We start from the raw sequence: 23,146 nt of genomic DNA, 5'->3' as shown, positions 1-23,146 counted from the left end.
GGCATCCATTCGATTGTGCAGTCACGAAAAGGCGGCAGCGTTTCGCACGGTTTTGACGAGTTTTGTCAGCACCTCGCCCGGCCCGAGTTCCTCGAATTCGAATGCCCCTTGGCGCATCAGGTACTGCACGGTATCGAGCCAGCGCACCGAGCCGCAGATCTGCCGGGTCAGGTTATCGACCAACTGATCATCGCGATAAGGCGCGGCGTCGATGTTGGCGATCACCGGGGTGTGCAGCGGTGAATACTCGAACGTAGCCAGGTACTCGCCGAATGCCCCCATCGCGCCTTCCATGTAGCGGGAATGGAATGGCGCGCTGACTGGCAGCGCTACAAAGGTAATGTCCATCGCCTGGAAAATCTCCTTCGCCTCGCTGAGTGCCTCGACCGGACCGGCAAGCACCACCTGGGAGGGTGAGTTGTAGTTGGCAACGTCCAGCGCACCGAGGCCGTGACGGGCCAGCAGCTCGTTGACTTCGTCAGGACTGCGACCGATAACAGCGGCCATGCTGCCGCCAGTGGCCAGGGCCATCAGCTCGCCGCGTTTTTTCACCAGTTTCAGCCCGGTCTCGAAGGAGAACGCACCCGCGGCAAACAGCGCGCAGTACTCGCCCAGGCTGTGACCGGCGAGAAAGTCGGCTTTACGCGGGTCCGCCTGCTGTTTGGCGAGGAACGCCAAGGCACTGACGGTGTACAGCGCCGGCTGGGTAAACCGGGTGTTGGACAGCTGTTGATCGGGGTCTTCCAGGCACAGTGTTTTCAGCGAATAGCCGAGGATTTTGTCGGCCTCGGCCAGATGCTCGGGGAACTGTTCGAACAACGCCGCCCCCATGCCCAGTCGCTGCGAACCCTGCCCCGGAAACCCATAGACGCGTTTCGGCCCGGACGGCATTGGCGTCGATGGGCGCTGTACCAGGCGGGTCGGCTGCTGGACCTGAAATGTCGCGGGCGGCGCGGCCACCTGAGCCGGTGCTGCTGTCGGCGGTGTTATCAGCGCAGATTTCGCCGGCAGCGGCTGCAAGGCACGACCGAGGGTCAGCACCTCGTCGAATTTCTCCAGGTCGCGGCCGAACGGGCTGAGCACCGGGAAAATCGGCGGCAACGCACGGTCACGAATATTCTGTTTGATCAGGTTGGCCAGCGTGCCGCTCGGACCAAGGTCCAGGTAGATCATCGATTCGCCGCGCTCGGCGGCCTCACGCTCGATCCGCGCCAGGGTCTGGGAAAAACGGATCGGCTGGCGGATGGTCTGCCAGAAGTGATCGGCGTCGAGCTGCTGCAAGGTTTCGGTGTTGTGGCAGGAGATCACCGGAATCTGCGCCTTGTGCAGGCTTGTCTGGCGCAACAATGCCTCGACCTCCGGCCTGAGAAAATCGATATGGCGCGAATGAAAGGCCTGATTGACCGGCAGACGCTGGAACACGATGTCCCGAGCGCTGAGGTGGCGTTCGGCATCGGCAATCGCGCTGGTCGGACCGGCGACGACGATCAGCGAAGGCGCGTTGTGGGCCGCGATATCGCAGTGCTCGCGCAGCGACGGCGTCTGCTGATACAGCGACTCTTCGGCCAGGATCGCCAGCATTGCACCCTCGCCTGCCGGTGACTGGCGCTGGTGAAACAGTTGCCCTTGACGTACAACAAGGCGAATGGCGTCGGACAGAGAAATGACGTCTGCCAGCGCTGCGGCAGCAAGTTCGCCCAGGCTGGTGCCCAGCAGATAATCAGGGGTGATGCGGTGCTCGATCAGTGTCTTGCCGAGGGCGTACTCGATCATGAAGATCGCCGGATGGCTCAGGCGAATATCGTCGAAAGCCTTTGAACGCGGGCTGTTGTCGTGATAAATCCCGGCAATCACCGACTGCCCCAGTTCGGCGTGGATCAGTGTGTCGAGTTCGTTCATCCAGCGGTGGAACACTGAGTTGTTCTGATAGAGCTCGCGGCCCATCTGATAGAACTGGCAGCCCTGACCGGGAAACATGAACACCACGCAAGACGTCTGTCCCTGAAAAAGATAAGGCATAAATTTCGTCCTGAAATAGATAGCTGACGTTACGGCTCGCAGTATAGGAGCCGCTCTGGAACGGTCTGCGATATCGATGAAAAAATATTCGGAGCCTTAGCCCATGACCGCTATGCTCCTCAGGCGGCCGCATCAGCGCCATGCAATTGCCGCCGTTGGCAGAGCAATGCAAACCCAGCAATTTTCGACACGGAGGTAGACATGACGACCCAAGGACAAGAAACCGTATCGCCGATCAGTCAGTGGTACGACATGATGACCCGGATGTTTCCCGACAAACGTCTGACCTTCCTCAACTACGGCTACCTGGCCAAAGACAGCCGCTTTGACTGGATCAATGACGAAGATCTGGAGCAGAAATGCTCGGCGAACCTGATCCGCACCCTGTTGGGCGATACCGATCTGCGCGGCAAGAAGATCCTCGAAATTGGCTCGGGACGCGGCGGCAACTGCTCCTACCTCGCCCGCTATACCGGCGCCGCGTCTATAACCGGGCTGGATTTCTGTCCGGCGCATATCGAGTTGTGCAACCGGGTACACCGTATTGAAGGGCTGACCTTCGTTGGCGGCAACGCGATGGCGCTGCCCTTTGCCGATAACGAATTCGATGTTGTGATCAATATCGAATCGTCCCACTGCTACCCCGACCTCAACACGTTTGGTGAAGAGGTGCAGCGTGTGTTGAAAAAGGATGGCTTGTTTTTTTATGCCGACACCATGAAAGGCGACAACACCAGTGCCCTGTCCGAGCGTGACAGCATTGGTGTCGACTTCTTCACCAACGTGCTGGAGCAGCACCAGGCAATGATTCGCCACACAGGCTTCAAGGTTGAGGAACATGCCGACATTTCCGAAGGCGTGATCAGGGCGTTTGAAAGCGAGCAAGGTCACCTCAAGCACCTGCTCAAGAGCCTGGTGAACGAGAAAAAACAGCACAGTGATTCGCTGCCACCCGAGGTCTGGCACGCGTTCGACACCATGTTCCATTTTTTCGACGACAGCGGCATCAAGGCCTATAAAAACGGCCATCTGGCGTACAAGTTCTGGCGCCTGAAACAAACCGCCTAGCCCCTTCGGGCCGTGGGTGGGGACGCCGCTTTGGGTATTATCCAACGGCATTCTCCACCCGCTTTTCGCCATACAGGGACGCACAGAACTGCGCGATCACCCTGAACACTTCCGGCTGGGTCAACAACGTCATGTGGTTGGCCGACGCCACCTCGATCATCTCGAAATTCGGCAATTGTCGCTGCCACTCCTGCCAGTATTCGGCGTGGTTGAAAGCGGCGAACTCCTGGCTGTCGGTGGAGAAAAACGGCTCCAGTTCGCCCATCCACAGACCGCTGGCGTTGCGAAAGTAATAGCAGGCAACGTCCGAGGCTTTGGGCAATGGCTGGATTCGATAATGCTCAACCTGATACGCCTGCTGGATCTGCGTCACTTGCGCCATCAGTTGCTGCAAACGCTCGTCGCTGGTCTTCAGGCCCCGCTGCCGGGCCAGTGCCGTCAATTGCTGCCGGTAGTCCGCTGGCGCCAGCGACAGATCGACTTCATCGCGATGGATCAACACCTCGGCGAAGCGCTCCGGGGTCTGGCCGATGGTCATCTGCAAGGACATGTTGACGGTCTGCAACAGGCGGGTCTTGTCGCACAGGCGTGCGGTGCGTTCGCCGGTCACGTCCGGTGAATCGAGCATCACCAGGCTGGTGACGGTTTCCCCCAGTTCCTGCAACTGCCGGGTCACTTCATACGCCAGCATGCCGCCCAGCGAATAGCCGCCCAGATCGTACGGGCCCTGCTGCTGAACCGACTGGATGACCTGGACGTAATAGGCGGCCATTGCCGAAATCCCCAGCAACGGCGCGCGATCGGTCATCCAGCCTCTGGCCTGAAGCCCGAAGAACGGGCGCTGAATGTGCTGGGCAAGACCTTGATAGATTTCACTGCCGCCCAAGGCGCCATGGAACCAGAACACCGGCCGGCCATGTTGCACCTGATTGAGTCGTTGCAACTCCGGGAAGCGTGTGGTCGAACCGCTCAACAGGCCGATGATTTCCGGGGGCAGCACCGGCTTTTTGAAACTGGCCGTTGCGCTCAGCAATTGCAGGACGTCACCGAGGGTCAGGCACTGCTGGATATCAGCCAGGGTAAGTCCGGGATCAATCTGCGCTTGCACCTGCATGGCCCACTGCAACATGACGATGGAATCGGCGCCGTAGGCGTTGAGTGGCTTGGCGGGCGACAAGTCGCTGGGTTGCATGCCCAGCAAGTCGGCCAGCAGACGCAGGCCCTGTTCGGCGGCGGTGTGGTGTTTGCCCACTGCCGGGCTGGCCGGGCTCGCGTCCGTGACCTCCTCACGCAACGCCTTGTTTGACTGTTCCAGCCAGTAACGCTGCTTGTCGAAGCCATAGGTGGGCAAGGCGATAAGGCGTGCACCGTTATTTCGCGCGAGCCTGTCCCAGGCAATCTCGCCGCCCTGGGTCCAGAGCAGTGCCAGTTGTTTCCGGTCATCAGCCTCGATCAGGCCGTTGCTCAGCGCCACGGCACCCGCACCGGACAGCAAGCTGGCCAGTGCCGCCGACACTTCGTCGACATTGCCGAAGGCCAGTGGCAAATCGAGTGTTTCCAGTACGGTCATCGGTTCGCCCTGCTCCAGTGGCCGCAGGATATCGGCCAACACCGTGCGCAATTCGCCGGTGCTGCTCACTTGTAACGCCAGCCGCAGCGGCATCGCTTCCCGGCCGGTTTGCAGAGTGTGGGCCAGATCCTTGAGCCGAAGATCCGGATGGGCATCCAGATGCCGCGCCAACCTGGCCACCGCCTGCTGCAACGAACCGCTGCTGTTGGCTGACAGCGGCACGATATGTACAACACCGTCTTCTGGCGGCACTACGTCGGGCGCGGACGCTGTCGGATATTCCTCGATAATCAGATGGGCATTGGAGCCCCCGGCACCAAACGCGCTGAGCGATGCCCGGCGCGGAACGGATTGCCACACGCCATCGATCTCGACCACCGGCTGAGGCCAATCGGCCAGGGTACGTTGCAGCACGAACGGCGAGTGTTCGAAATCCAGCTTGGGATTCAGTGGCCCCAGCACCAGCGACGGCGCCAGCTGCCGGTGTTGCAGTTGCAGCACCAGCTTGCTGAGCGCGGCCATGCCCGAAGCCGCTTCGGCATGGCCGATGTTGGATTTGACCGAGCCAATGGCGCAGGACTGACTGGCAACCCCCGCTTCGCTAAAAATGCGGCTCAGCGCGCTCAGCTCGATGGCGTCGCCCATCGCCGAACCATTGGCCGCCGACTCGACGTAACTGACGGTGCACGGGTCAATCCCCGCGCGCTTGAAGTTGCGGTCGATCAGCGCCGCCTGCACCTTGGCGCTCGGCACCGAGAAGCCATGGGTGTGGCCGCCGTGGTTGGTAGCGGTCGACTTGATCACCGCCAGGATGTGGTCGCCATCGCGCTCCGCGTCGGCCAGGGTCTTGAGCAACACCGCCCCGACGCCCTCTGCCGGCAGATAACCGTCGCCGTCGGCAAAGCTGCGGCTGCCGGCATGACTGCCCAGCACCTGGCCGACGCTCAGGCCAATGTACTTTTTCGGATGCAGGGTCAGGTTGACGCCGCCGGCAATCGCCAGCCTACAGTCGCCATTGCGCAGCGCTTCGCCAGCGGCATGGATCGCCGAGATCGACGAGGAACACATGGTGTCGATTGCCAGGCTCGGCCCCTGAAAATCGAAGAAATAGGACACCCGGTTGGCAATCGCGCTGTAGGACGTCACCGACACCAACGACTCCCGGACCAGATCCGACTCGAACGCCTGGTACTGCTGGTACATCACACCGACAAACACACCCACCTGTTGTTGATAGCGTTGCTTGATCTGTTGCCGGGTGATCCCGGCGCTTTCCAGCAGGTTCCAGCAGGTTTCCAGGAACAACCGGTCGTTGGGGTTGATGATTTGCGCCTCTCGGGGCGAGAGGTTGAAAAACAGCGGATCGAAGTCTTCGACCTCGTCGAGAAAGCCACCCCACTTGCAGTACGTCTTGTCGAAGCGGTCGCGCGCCTCGTCAAAGTACGCCTGGTGATCCCAGCGCGCGGTTGGCACTTCGCTGATCAGGTCTTCACCGCCAGCAATTTTTTGCCAGAACGTTTCCAGGTCTTCGACACCGGGGTAGCGGCCACTGAGGCCGATGATCGCCAGATCGCGGTTGTTGCTGGCCGCTGGCACGGTTACTGGCGGTTGACGGCGGCTGTGCTGGCGCCGGGACACTTGTGCCGTGGCTAATGGCGGCGCTTTTTCGGAGGGAATGCTGCGCCTGGCCGGCTCGGCCATCAGCAACTGCCGCATCATTTCGGGGTGCTGCCGGATGAAGTAGTCGCTCAGTTCGCGCACGGTCTGGTGTTCGTACAACAGGGTGTTTGGCAGCGAGCCAAAGGTGCGTTCCAGTTGAGTGGTCAGCTCGGTAAGCATGATCGAGTCGACCCCGTAACGCTCGAACGAGCCGTCACTGTCGATCTTATCCAATGGCCGCTTGAGGGTTTTCGACAATAGTTGCTTGAAATGCCGGATCGCCAGCGCGTTCAGGTCGCCCTCCACGGTTTGCGCCAAGGGTGCCGCCTCGACCGGCGCTTGGGTGATTGGCGCAGCTGGCGGCTCCTGCCACTGCCCGGCGATAAACGTCTTGATCCTGGCGATATCCCCTTCCAGCACCATCCAGCGTTCGGCCCCCTGAGCATCGGCCAAAGCTCGGCGTAAAAAATCCAGGCCGCCACTGTCACTCAAGGGTTGAATCCCGGTCTGCTCGACCATCTGTTGCTCGCGTTGAGCATCGATCTGCATCCCGCCGTTGCGCCATAGCGGCCAGTTGATCGCCAGGGTGCGGCCCTGACGGCGACCAGCCTGGGTCTCGCGATTACGCCAGCCGGCCCACTCGTCCATGAACGCGTTGGCCAGCGCATAGTCGCCCTGCCCCGGATTGCCGATCACGGTGCTGACCGATGAGAACAGCACAAAACAGTCCAGCGGCAGATGCGCGCTGGCGCGATCCAGGTTGAGTACGCCCGCCACCTTGGGTGCCAGCACCGCCGTCAGATCGGCCTCGCTTTTGTTCTTGAGCAAGCTGTCGCGGGTGATGCCGGCGCAGTGGAAAATCCCGTTGATCGTGCCGAACGCTTGCTCGCACCGTGCGATCAGCGCCTCGACTGCGCGTGGGTCGGCGACGTCCAGCGCTTCAACTTGCACCTCGGCACCCAGTGCCTTGATCGCCTCGATTCGTCCGCTGACTTCGGCTGAACGTTGACTGGCCGAACGGCTGGCCAGGACCAGCCTCACGCCCCGTGCCTGCCGGGCGATGCTTTCGGCCAGCAACAAGCCCAGGCCGCCTGTGCCACCGGTCAGCAGGTAGACCCCGCCATCGCGCCATGGCGTGGCGTCAGCATCCGGCAGCAACGTCTCCTGCCAGGATGCCACCTGACGGCTACCGCCCTGGTAACGCACCCGCTCATCGTCCTGCTGGCAATTGTCGATCAGCCACTGCGGCGAGAGGCTACCGCGCACTTCGATTGATTGGACGGCAGCGATCAGTCCTTCGTTTTTTGCGGTCTTCAGCAGCGCCAACAGCGAGGCGAAGACCGGGGCGGTTTCATCAAGGTCGGCAAAAACCAGTTGCACCAGCGTGTCCGCAGGGCAGGTTTTCAAAAGGTTGATCAGGAAACCCGCCAGCAATGGCAGCGCGACTGCGGGGTCATCCGATAGCACGGGCAGCCGCTCGATGTGGATCTGCCGACTGTTGCCAGCCAGTGCCCGGCAGCGATCCGCCAATTCGTCCAGCGCAACGGGTTGATCACCGGCCAACACCATCACCTGCCGGGTGAAGTTTCGATGAGCCGTATGGACGAGTTCTTTATCGCGCCAGACCGGTGTCATGGTCAGCATCGGCGTGGCTGCCGGCTCAAGTCGTCTCGACGAGAAGCCTTGCAGGCGCAGTGCCACCCGGCCCTGCTCATCGCAAATGTCCACGTCCAGTTTATTGATACGCCCCGGATGATGGCTGGCGCTGTAGCGCACCCACGCATGGCAGGGCTGGTTGAGCAGGTTCAGGTCGCCAAAAATCACCGTGTCCAGCGCAAACGGCACCAGTGGCTGGCGCTGTTGGTGCGGCTGATTCGGCTCCAGTAACGCCAGCCCCAATGCGGCCTGCAACGCCGAGTCGAGCAAGCCGGGAGACAGGCCGCGCTCAGTGCCTTCGTCCGCCAATACCAGCCTGGCCAACACTTGGCCGTTGCCCGCCTGCAACGCGCCGATCTGGCGAAAGTGATCGCCGTATTCCAGTCCCATGTCGCCGAAAATCTCGTAGCACTGCGCGGGCGCCAGTCGTTGCTCGGTCGTGGCGGCAGCGATGGCTTGCAGGTCCAGCGGCGCCAGACTCTCGGCGGCTCCGACCGTCGCCACACCGGCGCAATAGCTCGGGCCGTCGGCCGGCGTGCCACGAATTTCAAAACGAATCTCGCCGTTGTCCTGCTCCGCCAACTCGATGTCGATGGCCAGCTCGCCGCCGTCATGGCGCATGGGTCGGCGCCAGGCGATGTTCTTCAGGCGAACCACTGCGCGCTCATTGGCCAGCGACAGTTCAAGCGCCACCCTGGCGATTTCCAGATAAGCCACACCCGGCAGGATCTTCAAACCACTGACCCGATGTTCGGCAAAAAACCATTCATTGCCGTCAAACCGGCTGCTGAAACGTTGTCCTGCCAGATCCGACGTATTGCGCTGTACCAGTGGATGCAGCCACGCCTCGCCCGTGCGCTCGAGCGCAGGAGATTCGCTGATCCAGTACCGCTCGCGGCTGAAGGGGTAAGTCGGCAGCGAGATTCGGCGCGGCTGGCTTTGTTGATACAGCTGACGCCAGTCCACGGTTGCGCCCCGGCGCCACAGCGTCAGCACGCTGTCGATATTTTGTTGTTGCAGGGCCCGAAGCACCTCGTCCGGCGCAATCTTGCTGGCAGGCTTACCGCCTTCGCCGGGGCCGCTGGCATGCAGTTGGCTCAACAGACTGTCGCGGCTGTTCGCCACAATCACCAGTCGGTATTCCATCGCCTCGCGACCCAGTTGCAGGCTGGCGGCCAGATCCGCAAGAACCACCTGAGGCTGGCGTTGCAGAAAATCGATCAACTGCTCAACCCGCGACTGCAGCGCTTCGAGGGTTTTGGCAGACAGCGGAAATATCGTCGCGGCGACCCCGTGTTCCGTCAGCGCAGGAACAAGTCCAACCGCCTCCAGCACAACATGAACATTGGCCCCGCCAAACCCGAACGAGCTGACACCCGCCCGGCGCGGCGCCTTGTTGCCCTGGCTGTCGGATAATTGCGGCCACTCCCGGCCAGCCTGCAGGACCTCGAACGGACTGCCGGCCAGATCGATATACGGATTGAGCTGTTCGCTGTGCAGGCTCTTGGGCAGATAACCCTGCTTTAGCGCCAACAACGTCTTGATTACCCCGGCGATGCCGGCGGCGGATTCGAGGTGGCCGATATTGGTTTTCACCGAGCCGAGGTAACAGCGCTGCCCGGCACTGGCGCCCAGTTCGGCAAAGGCCTGCTTGAGTCCGCTGATTTCGATAGGGTCGCCCAGGCGTGTGCCGGTGCCGTGGACTTCGATGTAACCGATGCTGTTGATGTCGATGCCCCGGCAGGCCTGTTTGATCAGGTCGGCCTGGGCTCTGGGGTTGGGCGCGGTCAGCGAGTTGGCGTGGCCGCCATGGTTTTCCGCCGAACCAATAATCGTCGCGACAATGTTGTCGCCATCGGCCAGTGCCTGCTGATAATCCTTGAGGATCAATACCCCGACGCCTTCACCGCGCACATAGCCGTCGGCATCGGCGGCAAAAGCTTTGCAGCGCCCGGTGGGGCTGAGCATGCCGGCCTTGACCGCACCAATGAACACCATCGGTTCAAAGCACAGATTGACCCCACCGGCGACCGCCACCGTGCAGTCACCGTTGAGGATCGACTGCGCAGCCTTGTGTATTGCCACCAGCGAGCTGGAACAGGCGGTATCGATGGGCGCGCTGGGGCCATGGAAATCGAACAGGTAGGAAATGCGATTGGCGATGATCGAATGCGCATTGCCCGTGGCGTCGTGCGCACCGGCTTCGGAACGGGCCAACAGACCGTTGTAGTCGGCGGAAGATACGCCGATAAACACCGAGGTGTTGCTGCCACGCAGGTTGTGCGGGCAGATGGCGGCGTCTTCGAAAGCGGCCCAGGTCTGCTCCAGCACCAGCCGGTGCTGTGGGTCCATGGCCTCGGCTTCGCGGGCGGATATCTTGAAGAAGTCGGCATCGAACGCGGTCGGGTCATTGATGAAACCGCCCGGGCAGGTGAATGTCTCGCGCAGGTGAGCACGCTCGGCAATGCCCGGCAGATGCCAATACGGCAGCTCGCTGATCTGCGAGCGCTCCTCCATCAGCAGTTGCCAGAATTGCTCGGCGTTGTCGGCACCGGGAAAACGCCCGGAAAAACCGACAATCGCCACGCTGGCAGTCGGCGCTGGCGATGGCGCGCTGCCTTGTGTTGGTTCACCGATCTGCCGCCGGGTGCGTGGCGCCGGCGTGGTCGGGTGTTGTTGAGTGGGCCGCTGATTAGGCAAGCGGATGTCATGTGCATCGTTCGACGTGGTGTTGTTCATTGTTCTGAATGCCCTTACCGTCCTGGTTTACCCAGCGGCATCGCCTGCCGGGTCAACTCTTCAGATCAATTGAATGGTTTCTAGACGGCTTGCAGCTTTGCCGCCAGCTCGCCCAGTTGCTGCTTTTCATAAAACAGGTCTGGCATCAGTTTGGTGCCGAAGCGTTTGTTCACGCTGTCCGTCAGTTGCACCACCATGATCGAGTCCAGCCCCAGATCATGAACTTGGGCCGACTCGCCAATCTCCTGCGGTGCAAACCCCAGCTTGTGCTGCAACTCTTGCTGGATAAACGCGAGAATCCGCTCGCTGAGGGCGGATTCGCCATCACCGTCCTGCGCTGGCAAACGGGTGCTGACAGGCTGCGTCGTCGGCTCAGACAATGGCCGAACGACTGCTGCAACGGTCCCTGCCAGCCAGTGGTGATCGTGGCGGATATTGGCTAGTTCCTGCGCGCCAAGATGCAGGCTGACCCGATCAGCCTTGAGGCAAATCCGCGCCTGCTCATCCAGCACCAGCACGCTGAACGCCAATGCATCAGCGTTGAGCCCGATCCGCGTCAGGATCACCGAGAACTGGCCAGCAGGCTGCTCGTAGCAACACAGCTGCTCGATATTGCGCACGATGACCCGGCCTTGTGGCAGCCCCAGCTCTTCGAGCAACAGGTAAAACGCCTTGTCGAGGGTGGTCGCCAGATACGGCGACAGTTGAAGAGTGTCGGCATGGTGATTGTGCCGATTGACCGGTGGCCGGCCTTCCAGCAACAAGCCGCTGCGGCTGATGACCCGCTCGCCTTCGTTGTCGAGATAGGGCGAAAAATCGTAACCGGCCTGCGCCAGTCGCCGGCTGACATCGGCAGCGCCACTGTGCCCCGACCGCCCATTCAACAGTTCACTGGCCGCGTCCAGCAACGACTGCGCCAGTGCGGGTTCGTTGCCGGTCAACGGGTTGATCAGGGCAAAGCCCAGGTTGACCGACTGCTCGCCCTGACGCCGCACATCGAACTCCAGCTCCAGCTGCCCTTCGTCAATTTCCAGCAAGCGGTACGCCAGCCCGCTGACCGTCGCCCAGTCGGCGATAAAGTGCTCGAACGCGCAGGACACCGACAGCGTGCACCCGTCAAACCGCGACACCAGCGCCGGCATCGCCAGCGCGACGTCGGCAAAGTTGAAGGCGCTGATACGCTGCCCCTCTGGCGCCCGGTAAACGTAATCAAGCAATTGCGCCGGGACGAAGTCGGTGCGAAACAGCGCGCCCGGTTGGGTTGTCGAGCAGTTCTCGGCCACCAGTGGGTGCAGTTTTCGGGTGAATGACAGTGGATTGATGATTGCCGACTCGTAGCCTGGCTCGGTGTACCAGCAGCGGTTCTTTTCGAAGGCGTAGACCGGCAGGCTGATGCGCTGCGGCTGCTGGCCATACAGGCCTGCCCAATCGACATTATTGTCGCCGCTCAGCCACTGGCTCAGCAGCGATGTCAATGGGCCGTCCGTGTCTGGCAACTGCGCCACATCGGTTTCCTGAAAGCGGTAGAACGTCGTGCTGCCGTACCGCCCGTCGATACAGGCGGTCAGCGCGTCCAGCAGCGCCTGTCGGCTGTCACAGCGGATGACCAAGCGGTTGCGCAGGTTGTTCTTGCCAACCTGCAGCGTATAGGCGATCTGTGCCAGCAACGCCTCGCTGCTCGCCAGCCAGTCTCTGAAACGGGCCAGGTTTTCCACCAGCACCGAGAGCTTGTGCACCGAAAACACAAACACCAGGCGGTCATCGACAATCTGCCCGGCGCTGTCCGCTGGCTGCGGATACTCCTCGACGATCATGTGCGCGTTCATGCCGCCGGCGGCAATCGAGGTGAGTCCGGCCCGGCGTGGAAACTGTTGTTTTTCGCCGTTGATCACGCGCTCCGGGCGCCGCCATTGCGTCAACTGCTGCGGCACCATGAACGGCGTATCGGCGAAATCAATGTCCTGATTGAGCAGGCCCGAATGGATCGACGGCGCAATCTGCCCGTGCTTGAGTTGCAACAGAGTCTTGGTCAGCCCGGCCACGCCCGATGCGGCCAACAGGTGGCCGATGTTCGACTTGATCGAGCCGAGGTAACAGAACTGCTTGTCGTCGGTGTCGCGGCTGAACGCATTATTGAGCCCCAGTACTTCGATCGGATCCCCCAGCCGCGTGCCCGAACCATGCCCTTCGACATAGGAAATCGACGACGGGTGCACCTTGGCCTGCTCCATCGCCTGACGGATTGCCAGGGTTTGCAGGTCCGGGTTGGGCACGTTGAAACCGTTGCGTTCACCGGCATTGGTGATGGCCGAGCCCTTGATCACGCCGTAGATCTGATCGCGCTCGGCAATCGCCCGGTCCAGGCGCTTGAGCAGCACCGCCCCGACCCCTTCGCCGATCACCGTGCCGTCGGCGCCCACCCCATAGCTGTTGACCGACTCGGAGGTGATCGAGGTGAAGTTGCCCTGTGAGGTATTGACCGCCGTATAGGGGTGGTACATCAGGTTCAGGCCGCCGGCCAGCACCATCATGGTCTCGTCGTGGCGCAGCATCTGGAACGCGGTGTGGATGCAGGTCGAGGACGACGAGCACATGGTGTCGATAAACAGGCTCGGCCCGGTCAGGCCGTAGAAATAAGACACGGTCATCGGGATGGTGGCCATGCCCGAACCGGAGGCGATGGCGCCACCGGACAAATTGTGCTCGAAGCCGTAGTAGTGATAGTCGTTGGTCATGGCGCCCAGCAACACGCCGACGTTGCCGCCATAACGGCTTTGCAGGGTTTCACGCGAATAGCCGGCGTCTTCGAAGGTATGCACCGCCGCTTGAAGAAACAGCCTGACTTCCGGCGACATGTGATCGGCATAGACCTTGGGCATCTTGAAATAGCTGTAGTCGAACTTGTCCACGTCCTTGATGAACGAGCCGTTGATGCAGGTGGTCTTGCCCAGCACGTCACGGTTCTTGTAGTAGAGCTTGCTGTGGTCCCAGCGCTCGGCAGGGAACTCGCTCATGCTGTCAACGCCGTTGGCGAGGTTCTGCCACAGCTGGTCCATGTTGTCCGCGCCGGGGTAATAACCGCCCAGGCCGATCACGGCGACGTATTGCGCCAGGTCGCTGTCTTCGACCTGCACAGTGGAGGCAGGCGTGACAGGTGCGAAACGATTGAATACTGGCTCACTTGAAGGCGCCTGGACGACCGGCGCAGGCGCCGCCTGCGGCTCATCACCACCGAACATCGCGGCAAACCGGTCGCGATATTTCACCGCGAAATGATCGACCATGCCGGCAATGTTGACGTGCTCGAACAGCAGGGTCTTGGGCAGCGAGCCGAGGTGTTTTTCCAGCTCATTGGTCACGCCCACCGCCATGATCGAATCGAAGCCATAGACCTCGAATTTTTCCGCCGGATGGATTTTCGCTGCGTCGATCTGGGTGACCTTGGCGATGATCCGGGTGACAAAGGTTTCGATGTGCTTTCGCAGTTCACTGTCGCTGAGGCTCGTCGTTGCGCTTGCCTGTTGCGACGCTGGTTTTGCCGCAGGTTGAGCAGGCGTTGTCTGGCCAATGCTCGCCAGCCGCGATGACTCGCCATACACCACCCAGGCCTGCGCGCTGACCGAGTGCGTCAACAGTTGCCGCAAGCTGTCGATACCTTCTTCCAGCGGCATGGGCACGATGCCGAACTGCTCGCGCATCTGCTGCTCGATCACCGGCGCCAGGCGCATGCCGCCGCCGCGCCACAGCGGCCAGTTGATGCTCAGCGAGCGCCCCTTGCGTTTGCCGTCGGCAGCAAGGTTCTGCCGGTAGTGCATGAACGCGTCCATCCAGGCATTGGCGCAGGCATAGTCCGCCTGCCCCAGATTGCCCAGCGCCGCCTGGGAAGAACAGCACAGCAGAAAATCCAGTGGCCGCTCACCGATGGCCCGGTCCAGCGCCTCGATACCGGCCACTTTCGCCGCCAGCACCTGTTCGAAGTCAGTGGCGGACTTGTGCATGATCAGACTGTCGCGGATCACCCCCGCGCTGTGGATCACCCCGTGCAGGGCGCCCTGTTCGGCGTAAATGCCGTCAATCCACTGCCTGACGGCCGCTGTGTCGCTGACATCCAGTGGCTGGTAAAGCACACGGGCGCCGAGCGCTTCCAGTTGCTCGAACTTTTGTTGCGCAGGCGAGCTCAGGACCGAGCGCCCGGCCAGGTACAGCACCGGGTTGCGGCAACTGCTGGCGATCTGTTCAGCGAAGATCAGACCGAGACCGCCGGCACCGCCCGTGATCGCATAGACACCGGCATCGCGAAATGGACCCGGCTCAGGGTGTTGCGCCGATTCTGCGGCCAGCTCGCGCCACTGACTGCCGTAGAGGCTGCCATTGGCGAAGATCCGCACCCGTTGCTGACAATGGAAGCGGCTCTGCTCGGCGATCACGAGACTCATCGCCGTGTCGCCCATGTCAGGGTCCACCGCCACCAGTCGGACCTTCAACTCGCAGTTTTCAATCATCGCGGTACTCAGCAACGCATCCAGTGCACTGAGGCGCAGGTCATCCTGGCCTTGGCCGACATACAGTTGCAGGTAGTCGCCCGCCTTGGCGTCCCGTTGCTGCAAGGACTTGAGCAGCGCCAGCGCCGCCGTCTGGTAAATCGCTGCACTGGTTTCGCCCGGCGCACCGGGCAAGACGCTGACCTGACCGCCGAACTGCCGACGCAACTCGGCCACCACCGCATCCGGCAGTCCCAACAGCAACAGGTGTGGCCGAACATCAGCCGGCAGCGCTTCGCCGGGACTGTCGAGGGGCTGCCAGAACGGGGTGCGGATCAGGCGACCAAGGGCTTCGCCGGGCTGCGGCGTGACCTGGGCCGGTGTCTGTTCAGCGCCGGTCCGGCGCGAGCTGAAGCCCTCCAGTTGCAGCAGGCATTCGCCAGCGTGGTTGCAGATCTGCAGATCGATTTTCTCAATTGCCGCGCCGTCTGGCATTGCACGTCGAGTCGCGATTACCGTCAGCGGCCCGAGGCGCAGCGATTGTTCGACCGAGCCATACAGGCGCAGGCTTTCCAGGGCAAACGGCAGCGCCGGTTCGGCAGCAGCCTGTTGCCCGCTGCCCAGCGAGGCGGCGATGTGCAGCGCGCTGTCAAGGATGCCCGGAGGCAGCAGTACGCCGTCCATCTTCGGATCAAGCGCTGCTCCGGACAACTGGCCTAGTACCCGGTCGCGACCCATGTGGATCTGCCCGGCCGCGCGAAAGCTTTTGCCGTAATGCACGCCAATGGCATCGAAGTCGCGATACAGCGCCTCATGGCTGCGCTCGCCGAGGTTGCAGGCAGCCGCCAGTTGCGCCAGCTCTAGCGCTGGCGGCGTGGCGGCGGCAACGGTTGCCAGCAGCGCGTCGCCCTGAGCGTGCAGTTGCTGCGCAGTGCCATCGAAGCTGTAAATCCTGAAGGACAGGCTGTCACCGGCGCTGGGCGTCAACTCACAGAACAGCTCGACCTCGCGAGTATCGCCGGCCACCGCAAAGGCCAGTGGCCGCAACCAGACCATGTTGCGCAACGTGATGTGCTGCGCTGGCAGTTCACTGGCCCGGACAATCGCTTCGCGAGCCATTTCCAGATAAGCGGCGCCGGGGAAAATCAACTGCTCGCCGATCCGGTGATCGGCCAGAAACGTCTCGCGACCGCTGAAGCGGCTGACAAAACACTGACGTGCCAAGGTCGAGATATTGCGATGCAGCAACGGGTGCAGTCGCGCCACACCCGAGCCAGCATCGGGCTGTGAGAGCTGACGAACTTCGGGCCAATAACGCTCGCGGGCAAACGGATAACCCGGCAGCGATACACGCGGCGGCGTCGCCACAAACAGCCGCCGACCGTCGATGTCATAGCCTTGGCGATAACAGTCCGCCAGCCCTGACAACAGCTCGCGCAGCTCGTTTTCATCGGCACTGAGGCTGTCGTCCAGCAACTGCTCGATATAACGCGCAACGGTTTTGCGCGGGGCAAATTCGCGCTCGACTTCGCCGCCAAACAGGTTGGGCCGTTTTTCGCCGGCTAGATAACGTTGCAGGCCGTAGCGCGCTTCTTCCAGGTCCGCCGCCACCAAGGCCAGGCGATAACGGAAGTGGTGCCGGCCTTCGAGCAACGTATGGCTGATCGACGGCAACTGCTGATCAAGGTAACCGCCCTGCTCCAGCGCCACGTTCAATTGCGCGGCTTTTTCCCGCAAGGCTTCGGCTGTTTTGGCCGAGAGCACCAGCAGGTAGCAAGGTCGCCGTAGCGCCGCGTCATCGTGCTGTGGGCTGTAGCTTTGCAAGACGACGTGGACGTTGGTGCCGCTCATGCCGAATGCACTGACCGCGCCGATTCGCTCGCTGTCGCGTCCTGCCTGCGGCCAGGCCTTGTTGGCCTTGTTGACGTAGAACGGACTTTGTTGCCACTGGATATAGTCGTTTTCCTGCTCGCAATGCAGGCTGGCCGGAATGGTTTCGTGGCGCAACGCCTGCAACAGGCTGATGACGCTGACCAGCCCCGAGGCGGCAAAAGTATGGCCCAGGTTGGTCTTGGTCGAGGTCAGCGCGCAATGGCCCGCCGTATTGCCCCGGAACGCATCGTTGAGGGCGTTGATTTCTACCGGATCACCCAGTTGGGTGCCAGTGCCGTGGGTGACGATGTAGTCCACCGCCTGGGTGTCGATTCCGGCGCGGCGATAAACGTCTTCCAGCAGGCGTTGCTGGGAAACGCCGCTGGGCGCGGTGATGCCGTTGGTCTTGCCGTCGTAGTTGATGCCGCTGGCGCGCAGAACCCCGTAGATGTGGTCGCCATCGGCCTCGGCCCGGGACAGCGGCTTGAGCAACACGCAGCACACTGCCTCGCCCGGCACCATGCCGTTGGCCCGGTGATCGAAGGTGAAGCATTTGCCATCCGGCGACAGCATTCCGGCCTGGGTCATGCCGATAAAGGCGTCTGGCGAGAAGATCAGATTGACGCCGGCGGCGATGACCATCTCGCATTCGTGGTTACGCAGGCTGGAGGCCGCCTGATGCAGCGCCACCAGCGCCGACGAACAGGCGGTGTTGATCGCCATGGTCGGCCCGGTGAGGTTCAGAAAGTACGCCAGCCGCGACGCCAGAATGCCGTTATGACTGGAGGTCAGGCTCTCCTCGCCGGCCAGTCGCTGGAAGTCGCCCTCCTCGACGCCGACGAACATGCCGACTCGCTGCGCTGCCAGCTGACGCGGGCCGATACCGGCGTCTTCCAGGGCGTTCCAGGACTCCTGCAACAGCAGACGCTGTCGGGGATCGAGGTTTTTTGCCTCACGCGGTGAAATCTCGAAAAACAGCGGATCAAATTCGCCGATCCCCGGCACGCTGCCCATCCAGATGCAGCGGGTCTTGGCCGGGTTCTCACGCGGGTCGCCATAATGCTCGCGCCAGTCGTAACGCTCAGCCGATATTTCGCCGACCAGGTCGCGGCCTTCGGCCAGCAGTTGCCACAGCTCATCGGGCGTGCGGGCGCCGGGGAAGCGACCACTGATGCCGATGATGGCGATGGTGTCGGCGTTCGGGCTTGAGGTGATGTTGCTGGTCGGCACTCGCACCGGCTCAGGCGCGGTTGGCGCTGCACTGTCGTAACAGGCCTCAACCGCCTGCCGATGCTGCGCCAACAGATGTGCAGCGAGTTTTGCCAGGGTCGAATGGCTGAAAAACACTTCCGGGGTCAACCTCAGGCCCAAGTGCCGGCTCAGCAGACCGGCATACTCCGCCAGGCTGATGGAGTCGAAACCGAAATCGGCCAGATTGGTGTCTTCGCCGAGCGTCTGGCGTTCGGCATTCAGCGGCCGGCTCGCCAGCTCCCGCAGGTCCCACAGCAGCGACCGCTCAAGGCTCAAACCCTTGAGTTCGGGACGGCTGTGCGCGGGGTTGCGTACCGGACTTACTGACGGTGTTTCAGCTGTGGCTTTTGGTGTCGGTTCATTGATCCCGGCGACCATCTGCTGCAACCGCGCCGGTTGCCCGGCCAGCACCAATACCTGCTCGACGTCGCTGCTGACAATCCGGCGCAGCAATGCCAGGCCTTCGGTGCTTTCCAGCATCCGCTGGCCGCTGGACTTGAGGTAGAACTCGGTCGACTCGCGCTCGCCCACCGCCATGCCGCCATCACGCCACAGCGGCCAGTTGATCGCCACGACCCGCCGCGTGCGCCCGGTCTGGACATAACGCGCATAGGCCTGCTGGAAACGGTTGGCCATTGCGTAGCTGCATGCGCCCATATCCCCCAGCAACGCCGAGCTTGAGGAGAAATGGCAGATCAATGCCAGCGGTTGCGCCGACAGCACCTCGCCCAGCACCTGCGTGGCCTTGATCTTGGCGTTGAGCACCGCGTTGAAATCAGCCGCCGAACTGACAAATACACTGCCGCTGGCCTTGAGGCCGGCGGCATGGATCAGGCCGTCGATGGACCCGCTTTGCGGCAGTATCTCGGCCAATGCAGCCGTCATCGCGATACGGTCGGCGCAATCGGCCTGCACATGGAAAATCTTGCAACGCTCATGGCTCAGCGCATCGATTCGCGCCTGTGTGGCCGTCGACAATGGCGAGCGACCGTTGAGCAGCAGATGCAGTTGACCGCTGCTGCGGTGCCTGGCCTGGTTCGACAGTTCGCTCGCCAGCAGCAAGCCCAGCTCGCCGAGTCCACCGGTGATCAGCAGCGTATTGAGTTGCTCCAGCGTCAGCGGCTCGACGGTGGGCTCGGCGAGGGTCGGCGTCAAGACAGGCCGCAGGCTCAGCATGTCCTGGTACAATCTGCTACCGGCCGCTTTGCCGCTGAGTTGCAGCCACACACGGCGCAGCCAGCGACTGTCGTCGGCGTCACGGTGCGGCAAGTCGATGGCCACTTCGACAGGGCAATCCATCACCGCGCCAAGCGAGCGTTCGATGCCGATCCAGGACTCAAGGTGACAGCGTTCAAGCACATCGCCCGCCCGCCCAGCGAGCAGCAAGCGGTCGATGGGCGTTGCGGTGGCGGCCATGGCCTTGAGCAAGGCGACTATTGGGCTGCTGTCGCTGATCCAGCGTCGATCATCCATGCCCCACAGATACAGAATCCGGGTTGCGCCGTGAGCGGACAGCGCCTGTTGCAGTCCTTGCTGCAACTGCTGCGGGTCGTGCGCCGCAACGCGGTAATGGCCCTCCTCGTCGCGGCCATTGGCGTCAGCGGCAGCGATAAATACCAGCTCGGTGTGCGGGCTCAGGGCTTGGATTTCGCGGGCCAGTTGTTGGCGTAGACGAGGCTCAGTCAACAGGCAGATCACCCGTTTGATCCCGGTCCCCCCAACCGGCTCCTCAACCGAAAGCCATTGCTCGGTGTACGTGAGCAACGTGCCTTCTGCCACGGCGGGTATCGTCGGTGCTTCCAGCCAGTGGCGTTCCTTGGCAAAGGCATAACACGGCAGGCTGATGCGTGCAGGATGCCGGTTCGCGCTATAGAGCTGCGCCCAGTCGATAGTGTCCTCATCGTCAGCACCCGCGAGCCACAGCGCTGCCAGTTGCCGCAGGTCAGCGGCAGCCAGGGCCTGCTCGGCGCTCATGACCGGCGCGGCAACGACGCCACCGCGCTCGCCCGCGATCCAGGCTTGCAGTTGGTGTTGCAACTGTTCAAGGCTGTCGACCGTAAAAATCGCCCGCACCGCCATCGCCTCCCGCCCGGTTTGCAGGGTGTACGCCAGTGCGGCGAGGTCCGGCGTGTGTTGCTTCAGGTGGTCCAGCAACCGCAGCACCTGCTCTTGCAGACGTTGTTCATTGCGTGCGGACACTGGCACCAGCACCTGCTGGCCCTGATGCGTGGCGAACGCGCGTTGCTCGCGATATTCCTCCAGCACCGCATGGGCGTTGGTGCCGGAAAAACCGAAGGAGCTGATTCCAGCTCGTCGCGGTGTGTCTTGTTCCGGCCAGTCACGGCCCTCGGTGTCGATCAGCAGCGGCGAGTCTTCGAGCTTGATGTGGGCGTTCTGCTCCTTGAAATGCCCCAGCGCCGGCAGTTTCCTGTGTTTCATCTGCTGCAACACCTTGAGCACCCCGGCGATGCCCGCTGCGCCCTCGGTGTGACCGATGTTGGCCTTGACCGAGCCGATATGGCAGAAGCCCCGGTCGTCGGTATAGCGCGCAAAGGCGCGTTTGAGTGCATTGATCTCGATCGGATCGCCGAGTCGGGTGCCGGTGCCGTGGGCCTCTATGTAGCTCAGGGTGCGCGGATCGATCCCTGCGTTCTGCCAGGCATGCACGATCACGTTTTCCTCGCCTGCCACACTTGGCGCCGTCAGCGAAGGTGTGTAACCGCCATGCAGCGCCGCCGAGCCCTTGATCACACCATGGATCGGGTCGCCATCGGCCAGTGCCTGTGCCAGCGGTTTGAGCAGCAGCGTGGCCACGCATTCACCCGGCACATAGCCGTCGGCGCGGGCGTCGAAGGTGTGGCAACGCCCCGTCGGTGACAGCGCGCGGATCGCCGAAAAATAGCGGTAATGCCAGGACGACAGCAGCAAGTTGCTGCCACCGACAAAGGCCATCCCACACTCGCCGTTGCGCAACGCCACGCAGGCAGCGTGCAACGCGACCAGCGACGACGAGCAGGCGGTGTTGAACATCAGGCTCGGGCCTTTGAAGTCGAACCAGAATGAGATCCGGTTGGCCGCGATGGTGCCGCTGCCGGTGGCGATGTACGGGTCCATCGGCAGGCCGAGTTCGCTGATCTTGTCGACGTACTCGTTGAAGCACGAACCGATAAACACCCCGGTATTGCTGCCGCGCAAGCGCTGGATCACCCCGGCATTCTCGGCGCTGCTGTAGGCGCTTTGCAGCAGCAGGCGCACTTGCGGGTCCATCCACTGGGCTTCGCGGCGCGACATGTTGAAAAAGCCGGCGTCGAATTTGTCGACGTCGTCGATGAAACTGCCCCAGCGCGAATAGGTTTTGTCTTTGGCCTCGGGATCGGCATCGAACCAGGGCGCGATGTCCCAGTGGTCCGCCGGCACCTGTTTGATCAGTTCAAGGTCTTGCCAGATGTTGCGCCAGAACTGATCCAGATCGGCGGCCTCGCCGAACTGCCCGTGCATGCCGATGATGGCGATATCGGTCTGCGGCTGTTCAGCCCTAAGCTCGGTCATGAGGCCGGGTTCAGTCACCGGGGCAACCTCGCTCGTCTTGCCCTGCTCGCCGAGCAACGGGTTGAACGCCGCGCGGTGCTCCTGCCAGAGAAACGTCGCCAGTTCAGCGATGCTCGGGTATTCAAAAAGCACCGTGGGTTCGAGCTCAATCAGCGCTGCGCTGGCGATTCGCTGCGCCAGATTGACCAGTTGCATGGACTCAAGCCCCAGGTCCATCAGGTTGCGTTGGCGTTGTTTTTTACCGACCTGACTGGCGCCGATGGCGTGCAACTGGGCCAGCAAATAGTCTTCGAGCGCAGCGCTGCTGCCTGCAATCTCAACGGCGTGCGGCTCAGCCTGATCAACCAGACTGGCACCGCGCAGCCGCTTCAACGAGCAGCCATTGAATTGGGCAATCAATGCGCCGTCGTCGCCATACAGCTCGGCGTCAAACAACACCAGTTCGCCGGAGTTCTTTACCAGACGGGCTTGGATCCAGCCGGTTGCCGGTGCCTGGCGCTGATGAAACGTCAGGGATTTGATGCCCAGGGGAATGTAATGACTGGCAAGTTGTTCCCCGGCCAGCAGTGGAACGATGGTCAGGAAAGCGCTGTTGATCAGCAATGGATGCAAACCGTACTGGCGCGCATCGCTCAGCGACACCCGTGACAGCGCCTGACTGCGGTCCGCTTGCTGGTAGAGCGCTTGCAGGGTGCGATAGCTCTCGCCAATGTGGATCTGCTCACTGATCTGGTAGATCGACGTCAGTTCCACCGCCGTCATACTGGCCATCAGTTCAGCTGGCAACACGTGCTGGCGCTCGACAGCGACCGCCGACAATTCGCCGCTAGCCACCACCTGCCAGGGCGCCAGCGGCGTGCGCCGGCATACCGCCTCGAAGCCGGGCTGAGCGGCACGGATCGCCACTTCAAGCTGCTCGCCTGCGGCCAGCGCCATCGGCGCGGCAAACGTCAGTTTTTTCAGTTGCAGCGCTTCGCCGTCGGCGAGCTGACCCAGGCCGTGCTCCAGCGCCAGGCTGGCATAGGTCAGCCCCAACAGGATCTGCTGGCGATTGAACTGGTGATCGCGCAGGCACGGCTCGTCATGGCGATAGACAGCGGCAGCGATCAGTCCGGCGCTGGCCGGGGGCGCCTCGATCAGACGCGGTGCGGCATCGTGGCGAGCGTCGAACCTGAGCTTCTCGAATTCCAGCGCCGCTTGTTCGATGCTGATTTCCTGCCGTTGGATCTTGCCGTGCAGAACCCTGATTTTACTGTCCACTGCTTTCTCCAATCCCTGGTTC

At 62.1% G+C, this 23,146-nt stretch carries 4 protein-coding genes; 1 reads left to right on the top strand and 3 read right to left on the bottom strand.

Annotated features, from left to right (window positions below; all coding sequences use genetic code 11):
* Positions 1 to 21: 21 nt before the first annotated feature.
* Positions 22 to 2,019 (bottom strand): ACP S-malonyltransferase, encoded by a 1,998-nt coding sequence (fabD, locus tag EXW71_RS27730; protein ID WP_134660730.1) that lies wholly within the window; start codon positions 2,017 to 2,019, stop codon positions 22 to 24.
* Positions 2,020 to 2,220: 201 nt separating this feature from the next.
* Between fabD and EXW71_RS27725 the strand changes: the two genes are divergently transcribed.
* Entirely contained in the window at positions 2,221 to 3,087 is an 867-nt protein-coding gene (locus EXW71_RS27725) for a class I SAM-dependent methyltransferase (RefSeq protein WP_134660729.1), read from the top strand.
* A 37-nt stretch (positions 3,088 to 3,124) separates the two neighbouring features.
* On the opposite strand, the gene EXW71_RS27720 is transcribed toward EXW71_RS27725, so the two are convergent.
* Positions 3,125 to 10,711, bottom strand: a complete 7,587-nt coding sequence (locus tag EXW71_RS27720; protein WP_134660728.1) for a type I polyketide synthase — start codon at positions 10,709 to 10,711, stop codon at positions 3,125 to 3,127.
* A gap of 80 nt (positions 10,712 to 10,791) precedes the next feature.
* Positions 10,792 to 23,124 carry an SDR family NAD(P)-dependent oxidoreductase gene (locus EXW71_RS27715; RefSeq protein ID WP_134660727.1) on the bottom strand — a complete coding sequence of 4,111 codons (12,333 nt, stop codon included), beginning with the start codon at positions 23,122 to 23,124 and terminating at the stop codon, positions 10,792 to 10,794.
* Between the last annotated feature and the right edge of the window lie 22 nt (positions 23,125 to 23,146).

Source organism: Pseudomonas sp. BCA17 (assembly GCF_004519405.1).
Lineage (GTDB): Bacteria > Pseudomonadota > Gammaproteobacteria > Pseudomonadales > Pseudomonadaceae > Aquipseudomonas.
Note: the sequence above shows the minus strand (reverse complement) of the source record. Positions and strands in the feature narration are given on the sequence as shown.

Coding starts and splice junctions, on each gene's coding strand:
- fabD (WP_134660730.1), bottom strand. CDS start 2,019: ATGCCTTATCTTTTTCAGGGACAGACGTCTTGCGTGGTGTTCATGTTT.
- EXW71_RS27725 (WP_134660729.1), top strand. CDS start 2,221: ATGACGACCCAAGGACAAGAAACCGTATCGCCGATCAGTCAGTGGTAC.
- EXW71_RS27720 (WP_134660728.1), bottom strand. CDS start 10,711: ATGAACAACACCACGTCGAACGATGCACATGACATCCGCTTGCCTAAT.